The organism is Amycolatopsis sp. NPDC102389, assembly GCF_044765885.1.
Classification (GTDB): domain Bacteria; phylum Actinomycetota; class Actinomycetes; order Mycobacteriales; family Pseudonocardiaceae; genus Amycolatopsis.
Map to the genome: position 1 here is coordinate 116,934 of NZ_JBIWKX010000012.1, position 23,157 is coordinate 140,090.

General features: G+C 68.4%; 20 protein-coding genes. 10 read left to right on the top strand and 10 right to left on the bottom strand.

Annotated features, from left to right (window positions below; translation table 11 throughout):
- Window positions 1-111 precede the first annotated feature (111 nt).
- Window positions 112-867: a carbon-nitrogen hydrolase family protein gene (locus ACIRGA_RS13875; protein ID WP_400940561.1), complete on the top strand. Its 756-nt coding sequence runs from the start codon at window positions 112-114 to the stop codon at window positions 865-867.
- Window positions 864-2,555: a flavin monoamine oxidase family protein gene (locus tag ACIRGA_RS13880; RefSeq protein WP_400940563.1), complete on the top strand. Its 1,692-nt coding sequence runs from the start codon at window positions 864-866 to the stop codon at window positions 2,553-2,555. Before ACIRGA_RS13875 ends, ACIRGA_RS13880 begins: the two co-directional genes overlap by 4 nt.
- An 85-nt stretch (window positions 2,556-2,640) precedes the next feature.
- Here the strand turns inward: ACIRGA_RS13880 and ACIRGA_RS13885 are convergent, their stop codons facing one another.
- Entirely contained in the window at window positions 2,641-3,630 is a 990-nt protein-coding gene (locus tag ACIRGA_RS13885) for a TolB family protein (RefSeq protein WP_400940683.1), read from the bottom strand.
- A gap of 85 nt (window positions 3,631-3,715) precedes the next feature.
- The gene (locus tag ACIRGA_RS13890) at window positions 3,716-4,579 is read right to left on the bottom strand and encodes an alkaline phosphatase family protein (protein WP_400940566.1); all 864 of its coding nucleotides are present in this window, start codon (window positions 4,577-4,579) and stop codon (window positions 3,716-3,718) included.
- Window positions 4,580-4,923: 344 nt separating this feature from the next.
- Between ACIRGA_RS13890 and ACIRGA_RS13895 the strand changes: the two genes are divergently transcribed.
- On the top strand, window positions 4,924-5,559 hold the full coding sequence (locus tag ACIRGA_RS13895; RefSeq protein WP_400940569.1) for a MerR family transcriptional regulator: 636 nt from the start codon (window positions 4,924-4,926) through the stop codon (window positions 5,557-5,559).
- Here ACIRGA_RS13895 and ACIRGA_RS13900 read toward each other — a convergent pair.
- The 5 genes from ACIRGA_RS13900 to ACIRGA_RS13920 form a co-directional block, all read right to left on the bottom strand.
- Window positions 5,516-6,187 carry a hypothetical protein gene (locus ACIRGA_RS13900; RefSeq protein ID WP_400940571.1) on the bottom strand — a complete coding sequence of 224 codons (672 nt, stop codon included), beginning with the start codon at window positions 6,185-6,187 and terminating at the stop codon, window positions 5,516-5,518. The genes ACIRGA_RS13895 and ACIRGA_RS13900 overlap by 44 nt on opposite strands.
- A gap of 66 nt (window positions 6,188-6,253) precedes the next feature.
- Window positions 6,254-7,801, bottom strand: a complete 1,548-nt coding sequence (locus tag ACIRGA_RS13905) for a purple acid phosphatase family protein (protein WP_400940574.1) — start codon at window positions 7,799-7,801, stop codon at window positions 6,254-6,256.
- 235 nt (window positions 7,802-8,036) lie between these two features.
- The gene (locus tag ACIRGA_RS13910; RefSeq protein ID WP_400940577.1) at window positions 8,037-8,306 is read right to left on the bottom strand and encodes a hypothetical protein; all 270 of its coding nucleotides are present in this window, start codon (window positions 8,304-8,306) and stop codon (window positions 8,037-8,039) included.
- A 160-nt stretch (window positions 8,307-8,466) separates the two neighbouring features.
- Window positions 8,467-10,419 (bottom strand): glycerol kinase GlpK, encoded by a 1,953-nt coding sequence (glpK, locus tag ACIRGA_RS13915; RefSeq protein WP_400940579.1) that lies wholly within the window; start codon window positions 10,417-10,419, stop codon window positions 8,467-8,469.
- A 13-nt stretch (window positions 10,420-10,432) separates the two neighbouring features.
- A complete protein-coding gene (locus tag ACIRGA_RS13920; RefSeq protein ID WP_184891889.1) occupies window positions 10,433-11,200 on the bottom strand; it encodes an IclR family transcriptional regulator in 768 nt (255 codons plus the stop codon).
- Between the two features lie 151 nt (window positions 11,201-11,351).
- On the opposite strand from ACIRGA_RS13920, the gene ACIRGA_RS13925 reads away from it, so the two are divergent.
- Genes ACIRGA_RS13925 through glpD form a run of 3 tightly spaced genes read left to right on the top strand, consistent with a single transcriptional unit; the run spans window position 11,352 to window position 15,421 of the window.
- A complete protein-coding gene (locus tag ACIRGA_RS13925) occupies window positions 11,352-12,173 on the top strand; it encodes an MIP/aquaporin family protein (RefSeq protein ID WP_400940583.1) in 822 nt (273 codons plus the stop codon).
- A 12-nt stretch (window positions 12,174-12,185) separates the two neighbouring features.
- Complete coding sequence (glpK, locus tag ACIRGA_RS13930) at window positions 12,186-13,703, top strand: glycerol kinase GlpK (protein ID WP_400940586.1); 1,518 nt, start codon at window positions 12,186-12,188, stop codon at window positions 13,701-13,703.
- A gap of 5 nt (window positions 13,704-13,708) precedes the next feature.
- Window positions 13,709-15,421, top strand: a complete 1,713-nt coding sequence (gene glpD, locus ACIRGA_RS13935) for a glycerol-3-phosphate dehydrogenase (RefSeq protein WP_400940589.1) — start codon at window positions 13,709-13,711, stop codon at window positions 15,419-15,421.
- Window positions 15,422-15,491: 70 nt separating this feature from the next.
- On the opposite strand, the gene ACIRGA_RS13940 is transcribed toward glpD, so the two are convergent.
- Entirely contained in the window at window positions 15,492-16,223 is a 732-nt protein-coding gene (locus tag ACIRGA_RS13940; RefSeq protein WP_400940592.1) for an SDR family oxidoreductase, read from the bottom strand.
- 107 nt (window positions 16,224-16,330) lie between these two features.
- Here ACIRGA_RS13940 and ACIRGA_RS13945 point away from each other — a divergent pair, with 107 nt between their 5' ends.
- Window positions 16,331-16,813: an RrF2 family transcriptional regulator gene (locus tag ACIRGA_RS13945; RefSeq protein WP_400940594.1), complete on the top strand. Its 483-nt coding sequence runs from the start codon at window positions 16,331-16,333 to the stop codon at window positions 16,811-16,813.
- Here the strand turns inward: ACIRGA_RS13945 and ACIRGA_RS13950 are convergent.
- Window positions 16,794-18,089: an MFS transporter gene (locus tag ACIRGA_RS13950; RefSeq protein ID WP_400940596.1), complete on the bottom strand. Its 1,296-nt coding sequence runs from the start codon at window positions 18,087-18,089 to the stop codon at window positions 16,794-16,796. The genes ACIRGA_RS13945 and ACIRGA_RS13950 overlap by 20 nt on opposite strands.
- Before the next feature lie 67 nt (window positions 18,090-18,156).
- On the opposite strand from ACIRGA_RS13950, the gene ACIRGA_RS13955 reads away from it, so the two are divergent.
- A complete protein-coding gene (locus tag ACIRGA_RS13955; protein ID WP_400940599.1) occupies window positions 18,157-19,107 on the top strand; it encodes an Lrp/AsnC family transcriptional regulator in 951 nt (316 codons plus the stop codon).
- Here ACIRGA_RS13955 and ACIRGA_RS13960 read toward each other — a convergent pair.
- Window positions 19,097-19,903, bottom strand: coding sequence for an NmrA family NAD(P)-binding protein (locus ACIRGA_RS13960; RefSeq protein ID WP_400940602.1), 807 nt, complete (start codon window positions 19,901-19,903; stop codon window positions 19,097-19,099). The two genes, ACIRGA_RS13955 and ACIRGA_RS13960, sit on opposite strands and share 11 nt — an antisense overlap.
- A gap of 44 nt (window positions 19,904-19,947) precedes the next feature.
- On the opposite strand from ACIRGA_RS13960, the gene ACIRGA_RS13965 reads away from it, so the two are divergent.
- Window positions 19,948-20,142, top strand: a complete 195-nt coding sequence (locus ACIRGA_RS13965; RefSeq protein WP_400940605.1) for a hypothetical protein — start codon at window positions 19,948-19,950, stop codon at window positions 20,140-20,142.
- A 159-nt stretch (window positions 20,143-20,301) separates the two neighbouring features.
- Window positions 20,302-22,875 (top strand): glycoside hydrolase family 3 protein, encoded by a 2,574-nt coding sequence (locus ACIRGA_RS13970; RefSeq protein WP_400940686.1) that lies wholly within the window; start codon window positions 20,302-20,304, stop codon window positions 22,873-22,875.
- Window positions 22,876-23,157: the final 282 nt, after the last annotated feature.

The following is a 23,157-nucleotide window of genomic DNA, read 5'->3' on the forward strand; positions in this document are numbered from 1 at the left end:
AACAAATCGCCGCAGGATTGCATGATGCTGCATTGAATCGATGGTTTGCCAATACTCTGCGCAATGATTGGCCCTTATCGACGCATCGAAACGGCGGATATCGTCGGCGACGTGAAGATCGCCGTCCATCAGGGCTCGTACGCCGAGTTGCCGTCCGCCGTCATGGCGTCGGGCGCCGATCTCGTGATCGCCGCCGAGATGGTCACCACCGGCTACCACATCGGCGCCCGGTCACACGAGCTCGCCGAGCAGGCCGACGGCCCGACCGCGGCCCGGATGTCCGTGCTGGCAAAGGAATCCGGCGTCGCGCTGGCGTACGGATACCCCGAGTCCGACGGCGGCCGGGTGTACAACAGCGTCCAGCTGATCGGCCGCGACGGACAGCGCCTGGCGAACTACCGCAAGACGCATCTCTTCGGCGACATCGACCGTGACTGGTTCGAGCCGGGCGCCGAGGCGGTCGTTCAGGCCGAGCTCGACGGCCTCAGGATCGGCCTGCTGATCTGCTACGACGTCGAGTTTCCCGAGGTGGTGCGGGCGCACGCGCTGGCCGGGACCGAACTGCTCGTGGTGCCGACCGCGCTGATGAGCCCGTACGAACTGGTCGCGGACACGCTGGTGCCCGCCCGTGCCTACGAGAGCCAGCTGTTCGTCGCGTACGCGAACCGCTGTGACACCGAACAGGAACTGACCTACTGCGGCCGCTCCTGCGTCGTCGCCCCGACCGGCGAAGTGCTCGCCCGCGCGGGCGCCGGTCCGGAGCTGATCAGCGCCGAAGTCACCCGTGCCGCGCTCGTCGCGTCGCGGCTGGAGAACACCCACCTGGCCGACCGACGGCCCGATCTGTACCGAGGACTTTCCGCATGACCTCCGCCCTCCCGACCGCGATCCACCACGACGAACCGGCGGGCCGCCCGATCACCATGTTCGGCCCCGATTTCCCGTTCGCCTACGACGATTTCCTCACCCACCCCGCCGGGCTCGGCACTCTTCCGGCCGAGCGGCACGGCACCGAGGTGGCGGTGATCGGCGGCGGCCTCTCGGGCATCGTCACCGCGTACGAGCTGATGAAGCTCGGGCTGCGCCCGGTCGTGTACGAGATCGCCGAGATCGGCGGCCGCCTGCGCACGGTGAACTTCCCCGGCTGCCCGGACGACGTCGTCGCGGAGATGGGCGCGATGCGCTTCCCGCCGGCGTCGACCGCGCTCTTCCACTACATCGACAAAGTCGGCCTGGAGACCACGCCGTTCCCGAACCCGCTGGCGCCGGGCACGCCGAGCACTGTCGTCGATCTCAAGGGCGAGAGCCACTACGCGCGCACGGCGGACGAACTTCCCGCCGTCTTCGGCAAGGTCGCCGCCGCCTGGGACAGCACGCTGTCCGAGCAGGCCGCGTTCACCGAGATGCAGAAGGCGATCCGCGACCGCGACGCGAAGACGATCAAGCGGCTGTGGAACGAACTGGTCGTAAAGCTGGACAACCAGACCTTCTACGGTTTCCTCTGCGATTCGCCCGCGTTCGCCTCCTTCCGCGACCGCGAGATCTTCGGGCAGGTCGGCTTCGGCACGGGCGGCTGGGACACCGACTTCCCGAACTCCATCCTGGAGATCCTGCGGGTGGTCTACACCGGTGCCGACGACGAGCACCGCAGCATCGTCGGCGGCAGCAGGCAGCTTCCGTTGCTGCTGTGGGAACATGCGCCCGAGGACATCGCGTTCTGGCCCGCCGGAACGAGTTTGAGCTCGCTGCACGGCGGAAGCCCGAACCCCGGCGTCGCCCGGCTGCACCGCACCGCGCCGAACAACATCACCGTGACCGACACCGAAGGCCGCATCCGCACCTATCCGGCGGCGGTGTTCACCGCGCAGAGCTGGATGCTCCTGTCGAAGATCGAATGCGACGAGGCGCTGTTCCCGATCGACCACTGGACGGCGATCGAGCGCACGCACTACATGGAGTCGTCGAAGGTCTTCGTCCCGGTGGACCGGCCGTTCTGGCTGGACAAGGACCCGGAGACCGGGCGCGACACGATGAGCATGACGCTGACCGACCGCATGCCGCGCGGCACCTACCTGCTCGGCGACGACCCGGACGCGCCCGCGGTGATCTGCCTGTCCTACACCTGGGCCGACGATTCGCTGAAGTGGCTGCCGCTTTCGGTGTCCGAGCGGGTCGAGGTGATGCTGCAGTCGCTGAAGGAGATCTACCCGGGCGTCGACGTCCGGCGGCACATCATCGGTGACCCGGTGACCGTTTCGTGGGAGGCCGAACCGCATTTCATGGGCGCGTTCAAGGCCAATCTGCCCGGCCACTACCGCTACCAGCACCGGTTGTTCACGCATTTCAAGCAGGACCGGCTGGAGGAGCGCCACCGCGGCCTGTTCCTGGCGGGCGACGACGTCTCGTGGACGGCGGGCTGGGCCGAAGGCGCGGTGCAGACGGCGCTGAACGCGGTGTGGGGCGTCCTGCACCACTTCGGTGGCGAGACGGATCAGGCGAACCCGGGACCGGGCGACGTCTACGACGACATCGCGCCCGTGGAACTGCCCGACTGAGCGCGGCGGCCTGCCAGCCAGGCCGCTGCTTGCCTACGCGTGTCGTCCCTCCAATCACGCGTGTCGTCCGTCTGAGCACGGGTGCTTAGGGCAGCGCGGCGGGCGACTCGGCCTCCGGGATCAGCAGGCGCGGCGCGCCCGAGCCGTCGGCGGACACGGCCCAGACGTCGGAATGTCCCTGGGTGCGGGGGAGGGCGTAGGCGACGGTGCGGTCGTCAAGCCAGGCGGGCTGGTCGTCGACGTTCCTGGTCTCGGCCAGCGGCGTCACGGTGCCGCTCGCGAGGTCGAGCACCGAGACACGCCAGCCTTTCGCGGGATCCCCGTCGATGGCGGCCTTGAAGGCGACGCGGGTCTCGCCGGGGGAGAGGGACGGGCATTCGACGTTGTCCCGCAAGGTCTTCACACTCCGGGCCTCCGAGTCGCCTTCGACGAGGTACCTGTGCGAGCCGGTCGACATGGTGGCGTAGAACCGGCCCGGCTGCCTGGCGAAGGTGACGCCCCAGAAGTTGACGTCGGCCGCCTTGTACGGCTTGCCGTCCACGGTCACGGCGAAGTCCTCGAGCGTGCCCTCGACGTCGTCGGTGGTGAGATCGAGGGTGCCGGCGCGGGTGGAGAACCGGCCGCCGTTGTAGGAGTCGCCGGTGACGAACACCGTCCACGCCAGCCGCTTCCCGTCCGCCGATACCCGCGCCCGGTTGGGTACCCCGACCAGCGGGATCTCCTGCGTCACCGCGAGACGACGGTCGAGCACGGCGAGCTGGTAGGTGGTCAGCCCGGTTTCCGGGCGCAGGCAGATTCCGGTGCCGCCCGCCGCGTAGACCCGGCTGCACGACATGGTCGACACCGCCCGTGCCCCGCCGGGGTCGGCGGCGCTGACGCTGGACACGTGCCCGCGGTCGGCGTCGGCGGTGCTGCGGAAGAGCAACCGCTCGCCTTCGAGGGTGACCGCGTCGCTGGTGCCCGCGGACGCGGAGTCCTGGTTGCGCGCGCCCGCCACCCCGACGTAGATCACGGCGGCCGCGACCAGCGCGAGTGTTCCGGTGAGGGCGATCAAGACGCGGGTGCGGGTGTTCACGGTCGTGCCTTCCTGCAGGGAGCCGAGAGAACGAAGGCGTCCCGCGGGCGTGTCCACAGTGGACACGCCCGCGGGGTTCACCCGATTACTGCCATACGCTCGTGATCGGCGACTTGTTCGCCGCGTTGGCGATGCCAGGCAGGCCGAACGACGCCTCCATCGTGCGGAGGATCGAGTAGTGGTTGACGGATTCGCTGTAGCTGCCCGGCTTCACGTGGGCGCCGACGAACGTCGTGAAGATCTGGTTCACCGACGTCCCGCTGTCCTCGTCGAAATTGACGATCAGCAGGCTGTTGTGCGTCTTGGCCCACTGCGCGTACGCGTCGAGGTTCTTCTTCAGCCATTTGTCACCGGTGTCGACCGAACAGTCGTGCATGTCGCTGCACAGGTCCGGGGTCACGAAAGCGATGTGCGGCAGCTTGGTGAAGTCGCTCGGGAACGACGAGAACCTTTTGTTCGCCGACGACGGCACATTGCTGAAGCTGACCCAGCTGTTGTGCTTGCGGGCGTAGTTTCCCTTCGTGCAGCCGGTGTAGCCGTCGGAAGGCATGCTTTCCGCATACCCGACGAACTTCTTGCCGATGCCCGCCAGCTGGGAAGCGATGTTCTCCTTGTTCCCGAGATCCTGGCATTTGTTGCTGTCGACGCCGTGCGTCGAACCGGCGAACTGGGCGATGTAGTTCGGCTGGCTCGGATGCGTCGTCCCGTACGCCTTGGTGAACTTGGCGCCCTGCGAGGCGAGCTTGTTGAGGTACGGCGCCTTGGAGCTGCCGCTGATCTCCTTGTAGTCCTTGTTCTCGAACATCACGAGGACGATGTGGTCGAACGCGGGCACTTTCGCCGCGGCGGGCTCGATCGCGGCGGCGGGAGTGTCCTGATGGGACACCACCAGTGCCGCGGCCAGACCGGTCGCGGTCACGGCCGCGACCGCGATGCGTTTCCAGAACATGGAAACCTCCTGGGAAAAGGTTGAAACTTTGACGACCAACCATCGGGTTCAGCGGCGCTCCGCGGGCGTCGACAGAGTCGAGACATCCGATGTCTCTGGTGCATTTAAACGGCAAAGAAGACCTCGGCCCATCAAGATCGCCTGACTGGCGTAATCGGGGGGCGTGGAACACCCCAAAACCGGCATTGCTTGGCACGAAACCAGGTAAACGTGACCCTGACCTTGCGTTCCAGGCCGGGAACCGATGAACTTATGGCAACTCGTTGATTCAGCCGGTTGATAGTGGTGTCGCCACTGTCCCGGCTCTGTGGTGTACTCATCCGACCATTGGTTAAACTGTCGGCGTGAAGCCCTTTTCGCCGAGGCCGGCCGGATACACGATCGAAGAACTTTCCACGATCGTCGGCATGTCGGCGCGCAATATCCGGGCACATCAGACGCGGGGCCTGCTCGCCCCGCCGGTCCGGCACGGCAGATCCGCTTACTACGGCCCGGCCCATCTGCGGCGCCTGCGGCGGATCACGATGCTGCAGAAACAGGGCTTCAACCTGGTGTCCATCGCCGCGATGCTCGGAACGACCACAGTGGACCGCGCCGAGCAGCTGGACGCGGCGATGGCCGACATCGCCCGTGAGCAGCCCGCCGTCGCCCGGTGCCTGGAACGCCACGGTGTGCTCGGGCGGGACGACACGGGGGCCCCGGCGGTCGTTCGCCCCTCCGTTTCGCGCGCGGTGACGGATCTGGCCGTCGCCGGGATTCCGCCCGTCGCCGCCCTGCGGTTCCTCGGGCAGTTCATGGACCGGGTCGCGCCGCTGGCCGGCGAGCAGCTGACCGCGCTGAAAGCTCAGACGGGAGTGGGCTCGGCGGCTCCTCAGGCATGTTTCGCGGACCTCCTTGTAAGCGCTTTCAAGATCGCTGTGGAAAACGCGGCCGAAGTCACTTTTCCAGTCGGGAAGCCAGGGCCTTGGCCGCTGAGGTGACCGCCGCCGTCGCCACGTCGAGACCGGTGCCCTCGGCGGACCCGGACAGGATGACGACGATGTAGCGGTCGCCTTCACCGACGAGTCCCGTCGTGTGCGCGTCCACCGAGCCCCGCCCGGCGGCCCAGCCCTGTTTCACGGCCCACGGCCGGTCGCCGAAGGCCGAAGGGATGCCGAAGTACTGGTCGAATCCGTCGGCGGGTGGTGTGGTGTTCTTCAGGCCCGCGGTGGCCACCGTCCTGGTGGCGATCGCCGGCCCGCCGGTCTTGGTCCAGAGTGTGTTGGCGACGGCGTCGTCGCTTTTCGCCGGCATCCGGTGAATCTGGGCTTCGTCGGCCCTGCTCGCCTTGCGGGTGACGGCGTCCAGCGCGATGAACAGTTTCACCACCGACGCCGTGCGGAATCTCTCCGAGCCGCGGTCGTCGATCACCTGCTCGCCCGACGTGCGGTCGAAGACCACGGTGGCGACGCGTCTTGCCGGAGCAGACTCGCCTGCCGCCACGGCTTGGAAGATCACGTAGCCGAGGATCGCGGCGATCACCAGCGTGACGATCAGCATCGTCACGCGGAGTCGTGGCCGCCGGTTCGCGCCGGGCACTGCGATGGGCCTGGTTCGTTGGTCGAGCATGCTGCCGATGTTCAGAGACGATCATCGTGACCCCGTCTCGTTCGTGTCATGACCGTGTAACGGCGGTCAGGAACGCTGCACGATGATCTGATCGACCAGGGTGCCGTCGGCGCTGATCGCGCGGACGTCCATTTTGGGCGGTGTGGTGCCCGTGCCCGCGATGACGTCGACCGCGACCAGGCTGTAGCCGCGGAACCGGACCCGGGACCAGGTGACCTTCTTGGTGCGATCCTGGCCGTCCCGTTCCGAGTACTTCATCGGGACCGGGGTGTCGTTGCTGGTCTCGTGACCAAGGTAGGTGTCGGGCGCCGGGAACTCGGAGACGCTGCCGCCACCGCCGCCCGCGGTGATGTAGGTCGTCCCGTCCTTGGCCGGGTCGGTGGTCCCGCGCGAGGGCACCTTCTTGACGGCCTTGCCCGCCCGGATGGGGTCGGTGCGTTCGTAGATGTGGTTGTGCCCGTTGAGCACCAGGTCGACCTGGTACTTGTCGAACAGGGGAGCCCAGTCCTTCTGCGCGCCGAGTTCGGCGCCGTTGGAATGGCAGGTGGAGTACGTGCACTGGTGGCAGTAGACGACGATGAAGTCGATCGTGGGATCGGCGCGGAAGGCGGCGAGCGTCTTGCCGAGCCACTTGAGCTGCTTGCCCTTGGTGTAGTCCAGATTGGACGGACTGTTGTAGCAGACGTCGTTGCCGTCCAGGCTGATCATCCCGACGTTCTGGTAGCGCCACGAGTAGATGCAGGTGGATCCGGCCCAGGCGTTGTCCGGCATGGTGAACCGCGCCCGCACGCCGCCGTAACCGTCCGCCGAGTACCAGCCCTCCATTTCGTGGTTGCCCAGCGCCATCATCCACGGGATCCCGGCGGTGACCGGTTCGTTCTGCACGAAGAAGGAGTCCCAGAGCCGTGCGTCGTACTGGTCCTCCTCCGGGTGCCCGCCCTCGCCTTCGAGGGCGTAGCTCAGGTCGCCCATGGCGAGATGGAAGGCCGGGTCGAGGCCCGCGATCAGGCTGCTGGTCGCGACGGCGTTGTAGCCGACGCCCTGGTCGCCGAAAGCGGTGAAGGTGAACGTGCCGTCGCCGCCGGGGGCGGGAGCGGTGCGGAAACTCGCCATCTCGCCGAGCCGGGTGGCGGGGTCGTAGCCCTCGTGGCCCACGACGTAGTAGTACGTGGTGTTGGGCAGGAGGCGGTCGATCCGGGCGTGGAGGTAGTACTGGGTGATCGACTTCGGGCTGTTCGGCGGGACTTCCTCGACCGGATGCTGCCAGGACATCTGGCTGGTCAGCGCCCGGACCTCGGCCGGGATCGGCGGGCTGAAGTCGCCGGGCACGGTGCCGATGCGGATGAACGGCGCGGTCACCGTCGCGGGCACCTGCCAGGAGACGACGACCTGCTGGGACGGGTCGGCCCCGTAGGCGATGTGCCGTCCGAACGGCCGCAGTGCCGAACCCGCGACCTTGTCGGCGTTGAGCAGCACCATCGGCCCGGGGGAGGCCGCGGCCGCGCCCGGGAGCAGGACGCCACCGGTGGCGAGCGCCGCGCCGCTCACCGCACCCACCCGGAACAGGGTCCGCCGCGAGTACTGATTGACGAACTTGTCGTGTTTCTCGGCCAAGCTGAGCCGACGATAGGCTTCGGACCTGCTGCTTCGGGGAGTTTCGGCCATGAAATCGAAGTTAAGAAGGCTTCTTAACTAAGTCAAGAGGTTTGCGGTTCATCCGGGGCCGGCTGCACCGAACTCTGCAAGTCACTTCGGGCATAGAGGACTTATGTCGCCGAACTCGCGTGCGCCAAGGCGTGACTCGCGTGATTGAACACGTGACTCGCGTGATCAGAGGCGTAACTCGCGGTCAGACCAGCTCCGACGAGACGACGGAGGCCAGGCCGCGCAGCCTGTCCAGGAGCGGTTCGACCTCGTCCGCGTCGATCAGGACGGCGCAGGTCATGGTGCTTTCCCGGACGCCGTCGCGGACGTCGACGGACAGGTCGTGGACCAGGCAGCCGAGCGCGTCGACCAGGCCGGGGATCTGTTCGACGCCGCCGACGAAGTAGGTGGCGATCCGGCGGCGGACCAGCATGGACGAACGAGGGGCGGGGATCTGAAACGAAACAGTGGACATCGTGGTCTCCAAAGGCGGGAAACGTACAGGCCATGGAGGGCCAGGTCCCGGGAGATGCCCCGTATCGAGGGGTCGCCGGAATGCGCGCCGGCGACCTGGTTTCAGCCGGCGCGCTTGAGTACGAGTCGAGTCCAGCGGCGCACGGCGACAGGCTAGCACGTCACGAAAGCCGCAGCCGGGCCCCTTGTTCGCGGACGTGCGCCACCGAGCCGCAGCCGAGGTCCAGCTGCCGCTGCCGCTCGGCCACGAACGCCCGGCCGAGCGCGGTGCGATCCGAAGTGGACAGTGTCCGTCGTAGCTCGTTCAGCAACCCGCGTTCCTCCGCGCGGATATGCGCGTCCACGGAATTCTCCAGTGCCACCAACGCTTTCTCGGAGTCGGCGGATTCCAGTACGGCCAGCAGCTCGTCCGCGAGCCCGCTCTCCGTCTCATCGGGACGGACGATCCGTTCCGTCGCGGTCGCATGGGCGACCAAGGACGCCGAGAGCTCCGCGATCAGCGCCGGCCGGTCGGCCTCGTCGTTGCGGAGGTCCCGGAACAGCTGTTCGATCCGGCGGTGATCGGCCAGGACGACCTCGACCAGGTCGGAGCCAGGGGGAGCGGCCGTCGGGCCCGGGCGCATCCAGCCGAAGGTCAGCTCCACGGCCTGGCGCCAGTGCGAGTATTCGCTGTCGCGGCGGGCCGGGTCCATCGTCGGCAGCCACTGCCCGGCGCGATGCCAGTTCCGCCGCAGGCCCTCGAGATCCGGCCAGTACCCGACCGACAATCCGGCCGCGTACGCCGCGCCCAGTGACACCGTCTCGGCGACCATCGGGCGCACCACCGGCACGTCGAGGACGTCGGCGACGAACTGCATCAGCAGGTTGTCGGCGGTCATCCCACCGTCCACTTTGAGCGTCGACAGCGCGAGCCCGGAGTCGGCGTTCATCGCGTCGACGACCTCACGGGTCTGCCAGCCCGTCGCCTCCAGCACGGCCCTGGCCAGATGCCCCTTGGTGATGTACGACGTCAGCCCGGCGATCACGCCGCGTGCCTCGCTGTGCCAATGCGGCGCGAACAGGCCCGAGAAGGCGGGCACGATGTAGCAGCCGCCGTTGTCCTCGACCGTCCGCGCGAGCGTCTCGATCTCCGGCGCGCTGCCGATCAGCTCGAGCCCGTCGCGGAACCACTGCACCAGCGATCCGGTGACCGCGATCGAGCCTTCCAGCGCGTACACGGCGGGCTCGTCGCCGATCTTGAATCCGACGGTGGTCAGCATTCCGTGCGTCGACAGCACCGGCGTCGGACCGGTGTTGAGCAGCAGGAAGCTGCCGGTTCCGTACGTGCATTTCGCCTCGCCGGGCGCGAAGCAGGTCTGGCCGAACAGCGCCGCCTGCTGATCGCCGAGCGCCGCCGAGATCCGGATGCCCGGAACCACCCGTGACGTCGTCCCGTAGACCTCGGTCGACGGGCGGATCTCCGGCAGCATCGCGCGCGGGACGTCGAAGAACTCCAGCAGTTCATCGTCCCATGACAGCGTCCGCAGGTTCATCAGCATGGTGCGTGAGGCGTTGGTGACGTCGGTGATGTGGACGCCGCCCTCGGGTCCGCCGGTCAGGTTCCAGATCAGCCAGCTCTCGACCGTCCCGAACAGGACGTCGCCGCGTTCGGCGCGTTCCCTCAGGCCAGGGGTCCTTTCCAGCATCCACCGGATACGCGGCGCGGAGAAGTAGGTGGCCAGCGGCAGCCCGCACAGGCGCCGGACGCGGTCGGCGCCCGGCTCGCGGGCGAGGTGTTCGAGCATCGCGTCGGTGCGGGTGTCCTGCCAGACGATCGCGCGGCCGACCGGGTTGCCGGTGTGTCTGTCCCACAGCACCGTCGTCTCGCGCTGGTTGGCGATGCCGAGGCCGACCACTTGCGCGGGCTCGATACCGGCGTCGGCCAGCGCCTGCGGCACGATCCGGCCGACGTTGCGCCAGATCTCCGTCGCGTCGTGCTCGACCCAGCCCGGCCGCGGGAAGTGCTGCTGGTGTTCGCGCTGCGCGACCGACACCAGCCTGCCGCGCGCGTCGAACAGGATGCACCGCGTCGAGGTGGTGCCCTGGTCGATCGACATCACGTAGCGCTGGACCACGCGAGCACCTCCATCACCATCGGGACGCGCCGAGATCGCGGGAGACCGCCCGTGCCGCGTCGCGCACGTGGCCGAGCAGCCGGGGGATCGGGCTGCCGTCGGCTTCACAGATCCGTTCCGTCGCGCCGGACACGCCGATCGCGCCGACCACGATGCCGCCGTGGCCGCGGATCGGCGCCGCTATCCCGGCCTCGCCGGTGATCATCTCGCCGTTCTCGCTCGCCCAGCCCGCCTCGCGCACCTTGCCGCAGGCGCGTTTGATCGCGGTCTGGGTGACCAGGGTCCGGCGGGTGTAGGCCTCCGGCCCGCCGGTGCGCAACGATGCCACGAGACCGGTGTCATAGGCCAGAAGGACTTTTCCGAGCGCCGTCGCGTGCAGCGGCAGAAGCGTGCCGACGTCGAGCGTCTGCAGGCTGTCGTCGGGCCGGAAAACGTGGTGCACCACCAGGACCCGGCCCTCCAGCGGTGCGCCGATCCGGACGGCCTCGCCACTGCGGGCGGCCAGCGCGTCGGCCCAGTTGATCGCGCGGGACCGGAGTTCGTTGACGTCGAGGTAGCTCGTGCCGAGATGCAGGAGCGCCGCGCCCAGTTGGTATTTCCCGGTGTCACGGTCTTGTTCGACAAAGCCGACCCCTTGCAGGGTGCGGAGGATCCCGTGCGCGGTTCCCTTGGCGAGTTCGAGGGAATCGGCGATCTCGCCGACCCCGAGACGGCCGGAACCGCGCGCCAGCAACCGCAGGATCGCGGCGGCGCGCTCGATGGACTGGATCGGACCGGGCACGGCCCAACCGTAGCCCGACCGGCCCTGATTCGACAATGTCGAACATCGTCTCCGGACGTTCGACAATGCCGACCGGTGTCCGTTGACCCCGGGTTTCCGCGAACTTAACTTCGGCCTCAACAGGGCAACGGTGTCCTTTGTGGAGGAAGCAATGGTGCGAAACCTCAAGGCTCGCGGACTGGCGGGCGAACTGGCGGCGGAGTTCGTCGGGACGATGATCCTCATCCTGTTCGGCTGCGGGGTGGTGGCTCAAGTCGTCGCGGCAGGCATCGGGGACCACGACAGCATCGCGTGGGCCTGGGGAATCGGTGTCACGCTGGGTATCTACGTGGCTTCACGGATCAGTGGCGCGCATCTGAACCCCGCCATCACCGTGGCGCTCGCGGTGTTCAAGGGCTTCTCGTGGCGCAAGGTCGCCCCGTACGCCTTGGCACAGACCGCCGGCGCGTTCCTCGCCGCGCTGCTGGTGCGCTGGAACTACACCGAGGTGCTCAACGCCGCTGACCCCGGCCTCACGATCAAGACCCAGGGTGTGTTCTCCACTCTTCCGGGTAACGGAACCCTGCCGGTGGGTGACTGGGGTGCTTTCCGTGACCAGATCATCGGGACCGCGATCCTGGCACTGGTGATCTTCGCCATCACCGACCTCCGCAACACCGCGCCCGCCGCGAACCTCGCCCCGGTCGTCGTCGGCTTCCTCGTGGTCGCGATCGGCATGGCCTGGGGTACCAACGCCGGCTACGCGATCAACCCCGCCCGCGACTTCGGCCCGCGGCTGATGTCCTGGCTCACCGGGTACGACACCGCGTTCACCGATCAGTACGGCTATCCGTACTGGTGGATCCCGATCGTGGCGCCGGTCATCGGTGCGGTCATCGGCGGTGCGATCTACAAGTACTTCATCGAGCGTTACCTGCCCGCAGACCCGGCACCGGAAGCCTTGCCCGCCAAGGACATCGAGCGCGTTTCCTGAAGGAGAGAAACCATGCCTGACTACATCGGCGCCGTCGACCAGGGCACCACCAGCACGCGCTTCATGATCTTCGACCACGGCGGCAACGAGATCGCCCGCCACCAGCTCGAGCACGAGCAGATCTTGCCGAAGCCGGGCTGGGTCGAGCACGACGCCACCGAGATCTGGGAGCGGACCCGGTCGGTCATCGCGACCGCGCTCAACAAGGCGAAACTGACCGCCGCGGACCTCGCGTCCCTCGGCATCACCAACCAGCGTGAGACCACCGTCGTGTGGAACCGCCGCACCGGTCGCCCGTACTGCAACGCCATCGTGTGGCAGGACACCCGCACCGACCGGATCGCCTCGGCGCTCGAGCGCGCGGGCAAGGGCGACGTCATCCGCCGCAAGGCCGGTCTGCCGCCCGCCACCTACTTCTCCGGCGGCAAGCTGCAGTGGATCCTGGAGAACGTCGACGGCGTCCGCGAAGACGCCGAAAAGGGTGACGCGCTCTTCGGCACCACCGATTCCTGGCTCATCTGGAACCTCACCGGCGGCCCCGACGGCGGCGTCCACGTGACCGACCCGACCAACGCGTCGCGCACGATGCTCATGGACCTCGAAACCCTGGAGTGGGACGACGAGCTGCTGTCGTTCTTCGACATCCCCAAGCAGATGCTGCCGTCGATCGCGCCGTCGTCGAACAACGGCCGCTTCGGCGTCACCCGCGCGGACGGTCCGCTCGGCGGCGAGGTCGCCATCACCGGCGTGCTCGGCGACCAGCAGGCGGCGACCGTCGGCCAGGTGTGTTTCCGCCCCGGCGAGGCCAAAAACACCTACGGCACCGGCAACTTCCTGCTCCTCAACACCGGGCACGAGGTCGTGCGTTCGAAGCACGGTCTGCTCACGACGCTGGCCTACCAGTTCGGCGACGAGAAGCCGGTGTACGCGCTGGAGGGCTCCATCGCCGTCACGGGTTCCGCCGTGCAGTGGCTGCGCGACCAGCTGGGCATCATCAGCGGCGCGTCCCAGAGCGAGAGCCTCGCGCGGCAGGTCGATGACAACGGCGGCGTCTACTTCGTCCCCGCGTTCTCCGGGCTTTTCGCGCCGTACTGGCGATCCGACGCGCGCGGTGCGATCGTCGGCCTCACCAGGGCCACCACGAACGCGCATCTGGCGCGGGCGACCCTCGAAGCGATCTGCTACCAGACCCGCGACGTCGTCGAGGCCATGCAGAACGACTCCGGTGTCACGCTCGACGTGTTGCGTGTGGACGGTGGAGTGACCGCGAACGAACTCTGCATGCAGCTGCAGGCGGACATCCTCGGCGTGCCGGTGTCGAAGCCGGTCGTCGCCGAGACCACCGCCCTCGGCGCCGCCTACGCGGCCGGGCTCGCCGTCGGGTTCTGGAAGAGCACCGACGAGCTGGAACAGAACTGGAACGAGGACAAGCGCTGGGAGCCGTCGTGGACGGAAGAACAGCGCGCCGAGGGCTACGCGGGCTGGCAGAAGGCCGTCGGCCGCACGCTCGACTGGGTCGAGGTCGAGTGAGCCCGATGAACAGGAGGAACAGAGTGACACCCGTACCGCTTTCCCCGGTCTACCGTGCCGAGACGCTGCGCAAGCTCGCTCGCGAGGAGATCGACGTGCTGGTCGTCGGCGGGGGAGTGACCGGTGCCGGCGTCGCACTCGACGCGGCGTCGCGCGGGCTCTCCGTCGCGCTCGTCGAGGCCCGCGACTTCGCCGCCGGAACGTCCAGCCGGTCTTCGAAGCTGATCCACGGTGGGCTGCGCTACCTGGAGAACCTGGACTTCAAGCTGGTCCGTGAGGCGCTGAAGGAACGCGGCCTGTTGCTGCAGACCCTCGCGCCGCATCTGGTCCGGCCGGTGAAGTTCCTGGTGCCGCTCAAGCACCGTGTCTGGGAACGCGGCTACATCGGCGCGGGTGTCACGCTTTACGACACCCTCGGCGGAGCGCGCGCCCTGCCGCGGCACCGGCATCTGTCCAAGCGCGGTGCGGGAAAGGTCGCTCCCGGTCTCGCGGACGACGCCCTGATCGGAGCCATCCAGTACTACGACGCGCAGGTCGACGATGCCCGCCACACGATGACGATCGCGCGGACCGCGGCAGAACAAGGCGCCTCCGTCCTCACTCGTGCCCGCGTCACGTCGCTGATCCGTGACGGCGAACGCGTTGTCGGCGCCAAGGTGGTCGACCGCGAGAGTGGTGCGGAGATCGAGGTGCGGGCGAAGACGGTCGTCGCGGCGACCGGCGTGTGGAGCGACGACATGGCCGAAGCGGCGGGCATCGCCGCGCCGTTCACCGTGCGCGCTTCGAAGGGCATCCACCTGGTGGTGCCGCGCGAGAAGATCGACCTCGAAACCGGGCTGATCCTGCGCACCGAGAAGAGCGTCCTGTTCGTCATCCCGTGGGGACGGCACTGGATCGTCGGCACCACCGACACCGAATGGGACCTCGACCGCGAGCACCCGGCGGCCAGCCAGGCGGACGTCGACTACGTGCTCGATCACCTCAACGCCGTCCTGCGCACGCCACTCACCGCCGACGACATCGAAGGCGTGTACGCGGGGCTTCGGCCGCTGTTGGCCGCGAAGGCGACTTCGACCACGAAGCTGTCGCGGGAGCACGCTGTCGCGCATCCGGTGCCGGGTCTGGTGATCGTGGCCGGCGGCAAGTACACGACGTACCGCGTGATGGCCGCCGACGCGGTCGACGTCGCGGTGGAGGACCTCGGCCGTCCGGCGCCGTCTTCGTGGACCGAGCGGCTGCCGATCGTGGGCGCGACGGGCTACCACGAGATGTGGGGCGCGCGGCACTCGCTCGTGCAGCGCACGGGACTGCCGATCGCCCGCATCGAGCACCTGCTCCAGCGCTACGGCACCGCGATCGAGGACATCCTGGAGTCGATCTCGGAACGCCCCGAACTGGGCGAAGCGATCCCGGGGACGGCGGAGTACCTCAAGGCGGAGGTCGTTTACGCCGTCTCGCACGAGGGCGCGCTGCATCTGGAGGACGTGCTGACGCGGCGCACCCGGATCTCCATCGAGGAGCGGGACCGCGGCGTGACGGCGGCGCCGGTTGTGGCCGAGCTGATGGCGCCGCTGCTGGGCTGGGACTCGCACAAGCAGGAGCGCGAGGTCGCCAACTACCTCGCGCGGGTCGAGGCGGAGCGTTCCGCCCAGGCCCAGCCGGACGACGAAGCGGCCAACGCCAGCCGTCTCGCGGCTCCGGCGCTGCTGCCGAGCTGATCTCGTCAGTCCGTGAAGGCCTCCTTGAGGGACCCAGAGTCCCTCAAGGAGGCCTTCACGGACTCGTCGGCTACTTGAGCCAGTCGAGGTAGCGGGTCTCGGCGATACGGGCGCCGTCCTTCGTGGTGAGGACGTCGCCCTTGACGGCGGCGAACATGCCCGCGGTCTCGTCGACGGTCACCGGACGCGTGTCTCCCTTGGCGGACAAGGTGATCCGGCCCAGTTCGTCGAGCGGGTAGACGTCCGGGCCACCCACGTCGAGGGTCCCGTTCAGCGGCTTTCCCGCCGACACCTCGGAAACGGCGGCGGCGACGTCCGCCGCGGCGATCGGCTGGATCGGCGTGCTGGGCAGGCGGACCGTGGTCTCGTCGGAGGTCCAGGACAGCACCGCGTCGACGAATTCCATGAACTGGGTGGCGCGGACGATCGAGTAGGGGACACCGCTCTCCTTGAGGATGTCCTCCTGCAGCGTCTTCGCCCGGTAGTAGTCGAGCTCGGGAACCTGGTCGACGCCGACGATCGACAGGATCACGAAATGCCCGGTGCCCGCCTTCTTTGCGGCCGCGACGAGGTTGTCCATCGACGTTCGGAAGAACGCGGGGGAGGCGTCGTCGAAGGTCGGCGAGTTCGTGAGGTTGACGACCACGTCGGCGCCGTCGAGCGCGCTGTCCAGGCCCTGGCCGGTGAGCAGGTCGACCCCGGTGGACAGCGAATGCGGCACCGCCTCGTGCCCCGCCTCGTTCAGGTCGCGCACGACCTGCGAGCCGATCAGCCCGGTCCCGCCGATGATCGCGAATTTCATGACCCAGTGCCTTTCGTCGGTGATGCCGGTTAACCCGGACTCCTGATGTCCGAGATAATACTCGGACATATTGTGTCCGAGTCAAGAGGCGGGTTAGAGTCGTCCGGGTGAAGATGTCCGGTGGGGTCGAGTGGGCCCTGCACTGCTGTGTCGTGCTGACCTCGGTCGACGAACCCGCGCCCGCCGCGCGCCTGGCGCAGCTGCACGACGTCTCGCCGAGTTACCTCGCGAAGCAGCTCCAGGCGCTTTCCCGGGCCGGTCTCATCCGGTCGGTGCAGGGGAAGGCCGGCGGCTACGTCCTCACCAGGCCGCCTTCGGAGATCACGGTGCTCGACGTCGTCGAGGCCATCGAGGGACCCGCCCCGGCCTTCATCTGCACCGAGATCCGTCAGCGCGGCCCGATGGCGACGCCGCCCGAGGCGTGCACGACGCCGTGCGCCATCAGCCGCGCGATGGCGAACGCCGAAGTCCAGTGGCGGGCGGCGTTGCGCGCGGTCACCATCGCGGATCTGGCCGACGACGTCCGGGGTGACTACGGTCCGGGCGCGCTCGCCGGGATCGGCGCATGGTTCAAGGCCGCCGAGGGCTGATCCGCATCAGCGCGGTCGCCGCCATGGTCGCGACCACCAGCACCGCCGCGAGCGAGAACGCCGCCGCCGGGGAATGGCCGCGCAGGAAGACGGACCCGAAGACCGCGATGCCCAGCGTCGCGCCGACTTGCTGCACCGCGTTCAGCAACCCCGCCGCGGATCCGGTCTCATGTGGACGGACGACGGACAGCGCCGCGGTGAAGAACGGCACCGTGAACAGTCCCAGGCCGAGCCCGCCGATGCCGAGCGCGACCGGCAGCGGTCCCGCCATCGCCAGCAGGACTCCCGCGAGCAATAACGTCAGACCGGCGAAGGCGACCCGCGATCCGTGCCGGGGCACGAGCCATTTGCCCGCAGCCCAAGAAGAAATCGCCAGTCCGCCCGACCACGGCAGCAGCGTCAGCCCGGACGCGAGTACGCCGAGACCCTCGTCGAGCTGTTGGTGCAGGACCACTACGAGCATCACCCCGTTCATCACCGCGAAGAACAAGGTCGACGCCCCCAGCGCCGCGGGGAAACCGCGGTGTCCGAACAGGCTCGGCTCGACCAGGGGATGGCGTCGGTTCCGCTGATGGAACCCGAACAGCACCAGTACGGTGGCGCCGGCGGCGAACAGGCTCCAGCTCCACTTGTCGATCAGCGGGTACACGAGAAGCCCGATGCCGAGCGAGGCGAGCAAGGTACCCGGCACGTCCAAGCGGACCGGATGTGCCGCGCGGTCTTCCGGCAGCAGCCGTCCCGCCACGAGCACCGCGATCGAGATCGGCACGTTCACCAGGAACGCCGCCCGCCACGACACCAGATCCGTCAGCAGGGCGCCGAGCAGCGGCCCGCTCACGGCCGACAGGCCGACCACCGGCCCGTTCCAGCCCAGTGCCGCCGCCAGCGCCGGACCGGAGAACATGACCTTGATCAGCCCGAAGGTCTGCGGGATCACCAGCGCCGCCGCCATGCCCTGCACCGCTCGCGCGCCGATCAGCACGCCGGCGGCCGGTGCGAGCGCGCAGCACAGTGAGGCCAGGGCGAACACCGCGACGCCGGAGAGGAACACGCGGCGGCGGCCCAGCAGGTCGCCGAGCCTGCCGCCGGTGATGAGCAGTACCGCGAACGGGAGCGTGTAGGCGGCGCCGAACCATTGGATGGCGGACGCGGGGCCGCCGAGGTCCGCGTGGATCGCCGGACCGGCGACCTGGGTGATCGTCGTGTCCAGCACGTTCATCGCCTCCGCCGCGAGCAGCGTGGCGAGCGGAACCGATCTGGTCTTCGTCAGTTGCATGACCAGGATCGTGCGGCCAGGATGACTTCTATTCCATGATACCCGGACCGAATGGGCGAAATATTCCATGCTCGACGACATCGATCGCGCTTTGATCCACGCGCTGCAGATCGACGCCCGCGCGCCGTTCAGCCGGATCGGCGAGGTGCTCGGTGTCTCGACCCAGACCGTCGCCCGGCGCTATCAACGGCTCCGGGCCGAATCCGGGCTCCGCGTGGTGGGTCTGCCCGATCCCGGCCGGACGGGGCTGACGCAGTGGCTCGTCCGGCTGACCGCGCAGCCCGCCTCCGCGCGGACGCTCGCCCGTTCGCTGGCCAGGCGGCCGGACACCTCCTGGGTCAAGCTCACCTCGGGTGGTACGGAGATCGTGACGATCGCGCACACGCCGAGGCATGCGCAGAGCGCGATGCTGCTGCACGACATCCCGCGCGCCGCGAGCGTCACGGCGGTGTCCGCGCATTTCATCCTGCACACCTACCTCGGCGGCCCGACGGCGTGGCGCGGGCGGGTCGCCGCGCTGACGGAGGAACAGCAGGAAGCGTTGCGGCCGCCGGAATCCGACGGCGACGACGCTCCGCCGACGACGGCGGACCACGCGCTGATCGCCGCCCTCCGGCACGACGGCCGCGCGAGCATCGCGGATCTCGCCGCCGCGGCGGGCCTCGCCCCGGCGACCGCGGCCCGCCGCTTGGCGGACCTTCGCGCGCGAGGCACGCTCTTCTTCGACGTCGAGATCAGCGCGGCCCTGTACGGCGTGACCACCCAGGCGTTCCTGTGGATGGCCGTCGCGCCGGCGGATCTCGACGAGGTGGCGACGACGCTGGCCACTCACGAGGAGCTCGCCGTCGTCGTCGCCACGACCGGGCCCACCAACCTGGCCGCGCAGGCGTTATGCCCGGATCCCGCCGCGCTGCACCACTACCTCACGCACCGGCTGGGCGCGCTGCGCGCGATCCACACGGTGCACACCGCGCCGGTGCTGGAGATCGTGAAGGCGATCGGACCGCTCACGACGTGAACCGGCCGGCGTGCTCGGCGGCCCACTGCGCGAACGTGCGGGCAGGCCGTCCGGTCACCTTCTCGATCGTGTCGACGACGGTGCGCGCCTCCACGGGAGGATCGCTGTGCCAGCCGACGACGTACTCGGCGTCCGCGACCGAAACGCCTTCGGCCAGCAGCCGGTCGATCGCCTGCTGCCGCGTGATCCGCTCCAGCGTGATGTCGCGGCCGACCGCGGAGCCGAGGATCGCGATCCGTTCGCTCGTGGTCAGCGCTTCCGGTCCGGTGAGGTTGTAGACCTTGCCGGAGTGCCCGTCCTCCACGAGCGCGGTCGCGGCGACGGCGCCGATGTCGCCCTCGTGCACAACGGCGCTCGGAAGGTCGAACGGCTCACGGACCACGCCCTCCGCGCGGACCGAGTCGACCCAGGTCAGGGCGTTCGACATGAACTCCTGGGGCTCCAGGCGCGTCCATTCCACCCCGGACTCGGCCATGGCCTGTTCCGTCGGCCCGACGTAGCCGCCCCACACGATGGTCATCCGGCGCACGCCCGCGTCCACGGCGCGCTTGACCAGATCGACGCCGACGTCGGCGAGCCCCGCCGTGACGGTGATGTGCAGCTTGGTGACCCCCGCCAAGGCCTGGGTCAGGGTTTCGGGCGCGGTGTGGGTGCCTTCCACGAGTTCGACACCCGCCGGAAGCCGGGCTTCGGCGGGGTTCCGGGTGAGTGCCCGGACGTGTTCCCCTCGGCGGACGAGTTCGGCCACCACGTGGCGGCCGGTGTTCCCGGTGGCCCCGGTTACCAAGACGGTCATGAGTGATTCCCTTCGTTTTCCGCGAAGGTAAAAGCTCAAGTAATGTGGAGGTCAAGTGGATCCGGACGTTCCGCCGATGGACGTCCCTCGTCTTCGGCGTGGTGGCGCAGGGCGACCCGGCGCAGTGGGTGCTCTACACGCCACTGCCGCCGCTCTTCCTGCTGATGTTCAGCGGGCTGTACCTGTTCGCGCTGCCGTACACCGCCAAGCGGCGCAATCGGCGACAGGTGGCCGGATGAGTCTTAGTTCATGGCAAAAATTAACACCCGGCATACCGGCCCGAAACCCTTGACGCGGCCGCCGGGCCCGGTGAGGATCGGCCGGTCCCCGCCTCCCGCAGAATGGACCAGACCATGGCAAGACGTGCCCGTGCGCGCCGAAGTCCGCTGATCGCCTTGATGAGTCTCACCCTGCTCGGCGGGGCCGTGGCGGCCACTCCCGCCGTCGCCGCCGAGCAGCCGGTGATCGGGAAACCCGCGCTCGACCGGGACGGCTGCGCCCGCATCGAGAAGAGCCTGCCGACGCTCGCCGACTGGCCGAAGGTCGAGAGCCGGTTCAAGGGCAAGGCCGGTGACGAGCAGCGGATCGCCGAAATCCTCAAGGGAATGACCATCGAGGAGAAGGTCGGGCAGATGACACAGCCCGAGATCGCCGCGATCACCCCCGACGAGGTCCGGCAGTACTCGATCGGCTCGGTCCTCAACGGCGGCGGCTCGTGGCCGAACAAGGACAAGCACGCCTCCCAGCAGGACTGGCTGAAACTCGCCGATTCCTATTGGGACGCCGCGAAGGGCAGCAGGACGAAGATCCCGGTGATCTGGGGTATCGACGCCGTGCACGGCAACAACAACGTGTACGGCGCCACCGTCTTCCCGCACAACATCGGGCTCGGCGCGGCGCACGACCCGTGCCTGGTACGCGACATCTCCGCGGCGACGGCCCGGCAGATCCGCGCCACCGGCCAGGACTGGGCCTTCGCGCCGACGCTGGCCGTCGTGAAGGACGACCGCTGGGGCCGTACCTACGAAGGGTTCTCCGAGGATCCGCGGATCACCAGGGCCTACGGCTACGAGGCGATCAACGGCCTCCAGGACGGCTCGACCAAACGCATCGGCTACAACGGCGTGATCGGTACCGCCAAGCACTTCATCGGTGACGGCGGCACCCTCAAGGGCCAGGACCAGGGCGTCAACCCGTCGTCCGAGGCCGAGATGATCAATGTCCACGGCCAGGGTTACTACGGCGCGCTCGCGGCGGGCTCCCAGACCGTGATGGTGTCGTTCAACAGCTGGACCAACGCCGAACTCGGCATCGGCGAGGGCAAACTGCACGGCAGCGACAAGGCGCTGAACCAGATCCTCAAGGGCAAGATGGGCTTCGACGGTCTCGTCGTGTCCGACTGGAACGGCATCGGCCAGGTTCCCGGCTGTACCAACGCCTCCTGCCCGCAGGCGATCAACGCCGGCATCGACATCGTGATGGTGCCCAACGACTGGAAGGCGTTCATCGCCAACACCGTCGCCCAGGTGAACGGCGGCCAGATCCCGCTGTCGCGGATCGACGACGCGGTGACCCGCATCCTGCGCGTCAAGCTGCGCTCCGGGCTGTACGAAGCGCAGAAGCCGTCGGACCGGTCCTACGCCAACTCCGACGAGGCACTGAAGGAGACCTGGCTGGCGCGCGACGCCGTCCGTTCGTCGCAGACGCTGTTGAAGAACAACGGCAACGTGCTGCCGCTGAAGCCGAAGTCGAAGGTCCTCGTGGTCGGCAAGAGCGCGGACAGCATCCAGAACCAGACCGGCGGCTGGACACTGAGCTGGCAGGGGACCGGCAACACCAACGCCGACTTCCCGAACGCCACGTCGATCCTCGCCGGGCTCAAGCAGCAGCTCGGCGACGTCAACGTCACCTTCGATGAGAAGGGCGACACCGACCCGAAGGGCTACGACGCGGTCATCGCCGTCATCGGCGAGACCCCGTACGCGGAAGGCGTCGGCGACCTGACGCGTAAGACGCTGGAGGCTTCGAAGCTCTACCCCGAGGATCTGGCCGTGCTGGACAAGGTTCGCGGGAAGGGTGCTCCGGTCGTCACCGTCTACGTCGGCGGCCGTCCGTTGTACATGAACAAGGAGATCAACCGCTCCGACGCGTTCGTCGCGGCCTGGCTGCCGGGTACCGAAGGCGGCGGCGTCGCGGATGTCCTGGTCAAGGGCGGCTTCAAGGGCGCGCTGCCGTACTCGTGGCCGAAGAGCGCGTGTCAGACGCCGCTGAACGCGGGTTCGGCGGACTACGACCCGCTGTTCAAGCTCGGCTACGGCCTCAAGACCGGGCAGCGCGTCACGGTCGGGCAGCTGGACGAGACCACCGGGCCGGTGACGTGCGGCTCGACCGGTGGCGGCGGTACCGCGACCGAGGACCTCGAAGTGTTCAACCGCACCGATGTCGCGCCGTACAAGGGTTTCATCGGTTCCGCCGAGAACTGGGGCGGCACCGAGATCGGCCCGGACGGCACCGCCGCACACGCTGAGATCGGCGTCGTCCAGTCGGACGTGAACGTGCAGCAGGACGGGCTCAAGGCGACGTGGACCGGCACCGGCCCGGCGCAGCTCTACTTCCAGAATCCGGCCGGTACCAACGATCTGCGGGGCTACCTCAACGCCGACGCGGCGCTGGAGTTCGACACGGTGGTGCACGAGGCGCCCGCCAACCGCACGGTGATCAGCATGCACTGCGTCTACCCGTGCTTCTCCGAGGTGAACGCGACCAAGCTGTTCACCGATCTGGCGGGGGCGCCGAAGTCGACGGTGAAGATCCCGGTGTCGTGTTTCGCCAACGGGCTTGACCTGGAGAACGTCAACACGCCGTTCCTGGTGTACACCGACGGCAAGTTCTCCGCTTCGTTCGCGAACGTGCGGTGGGTGCCCAAGGGCGCGCAGGATCCCGATGCGAGGCCTTGCTCGAGCCTGAGCTGACCCCGGCAGGACGGTCCTCGGGCACCGGACCGCGGCGGGGGCGAGTGGCCGGCCCGGCACCGCCAGCTCCGTGAAGGCCTCCTTCCCTACCTTGAGAGTAGGGAAGGAGGCCTTCACGGACACCGGTGGCGGTGTCCACAAGGGACGCTCGCTGGTGACTAAAAGTCCGGTTGTATCCACTATGTGCAGTTCTGCGTGGGGGTCGCGAAGCCGCGCAAAGCACGCGAATCGGTCACTCTCGACCTCGATCGGTGTCCCTTATGGACAGTCAAGGAGGCGCCA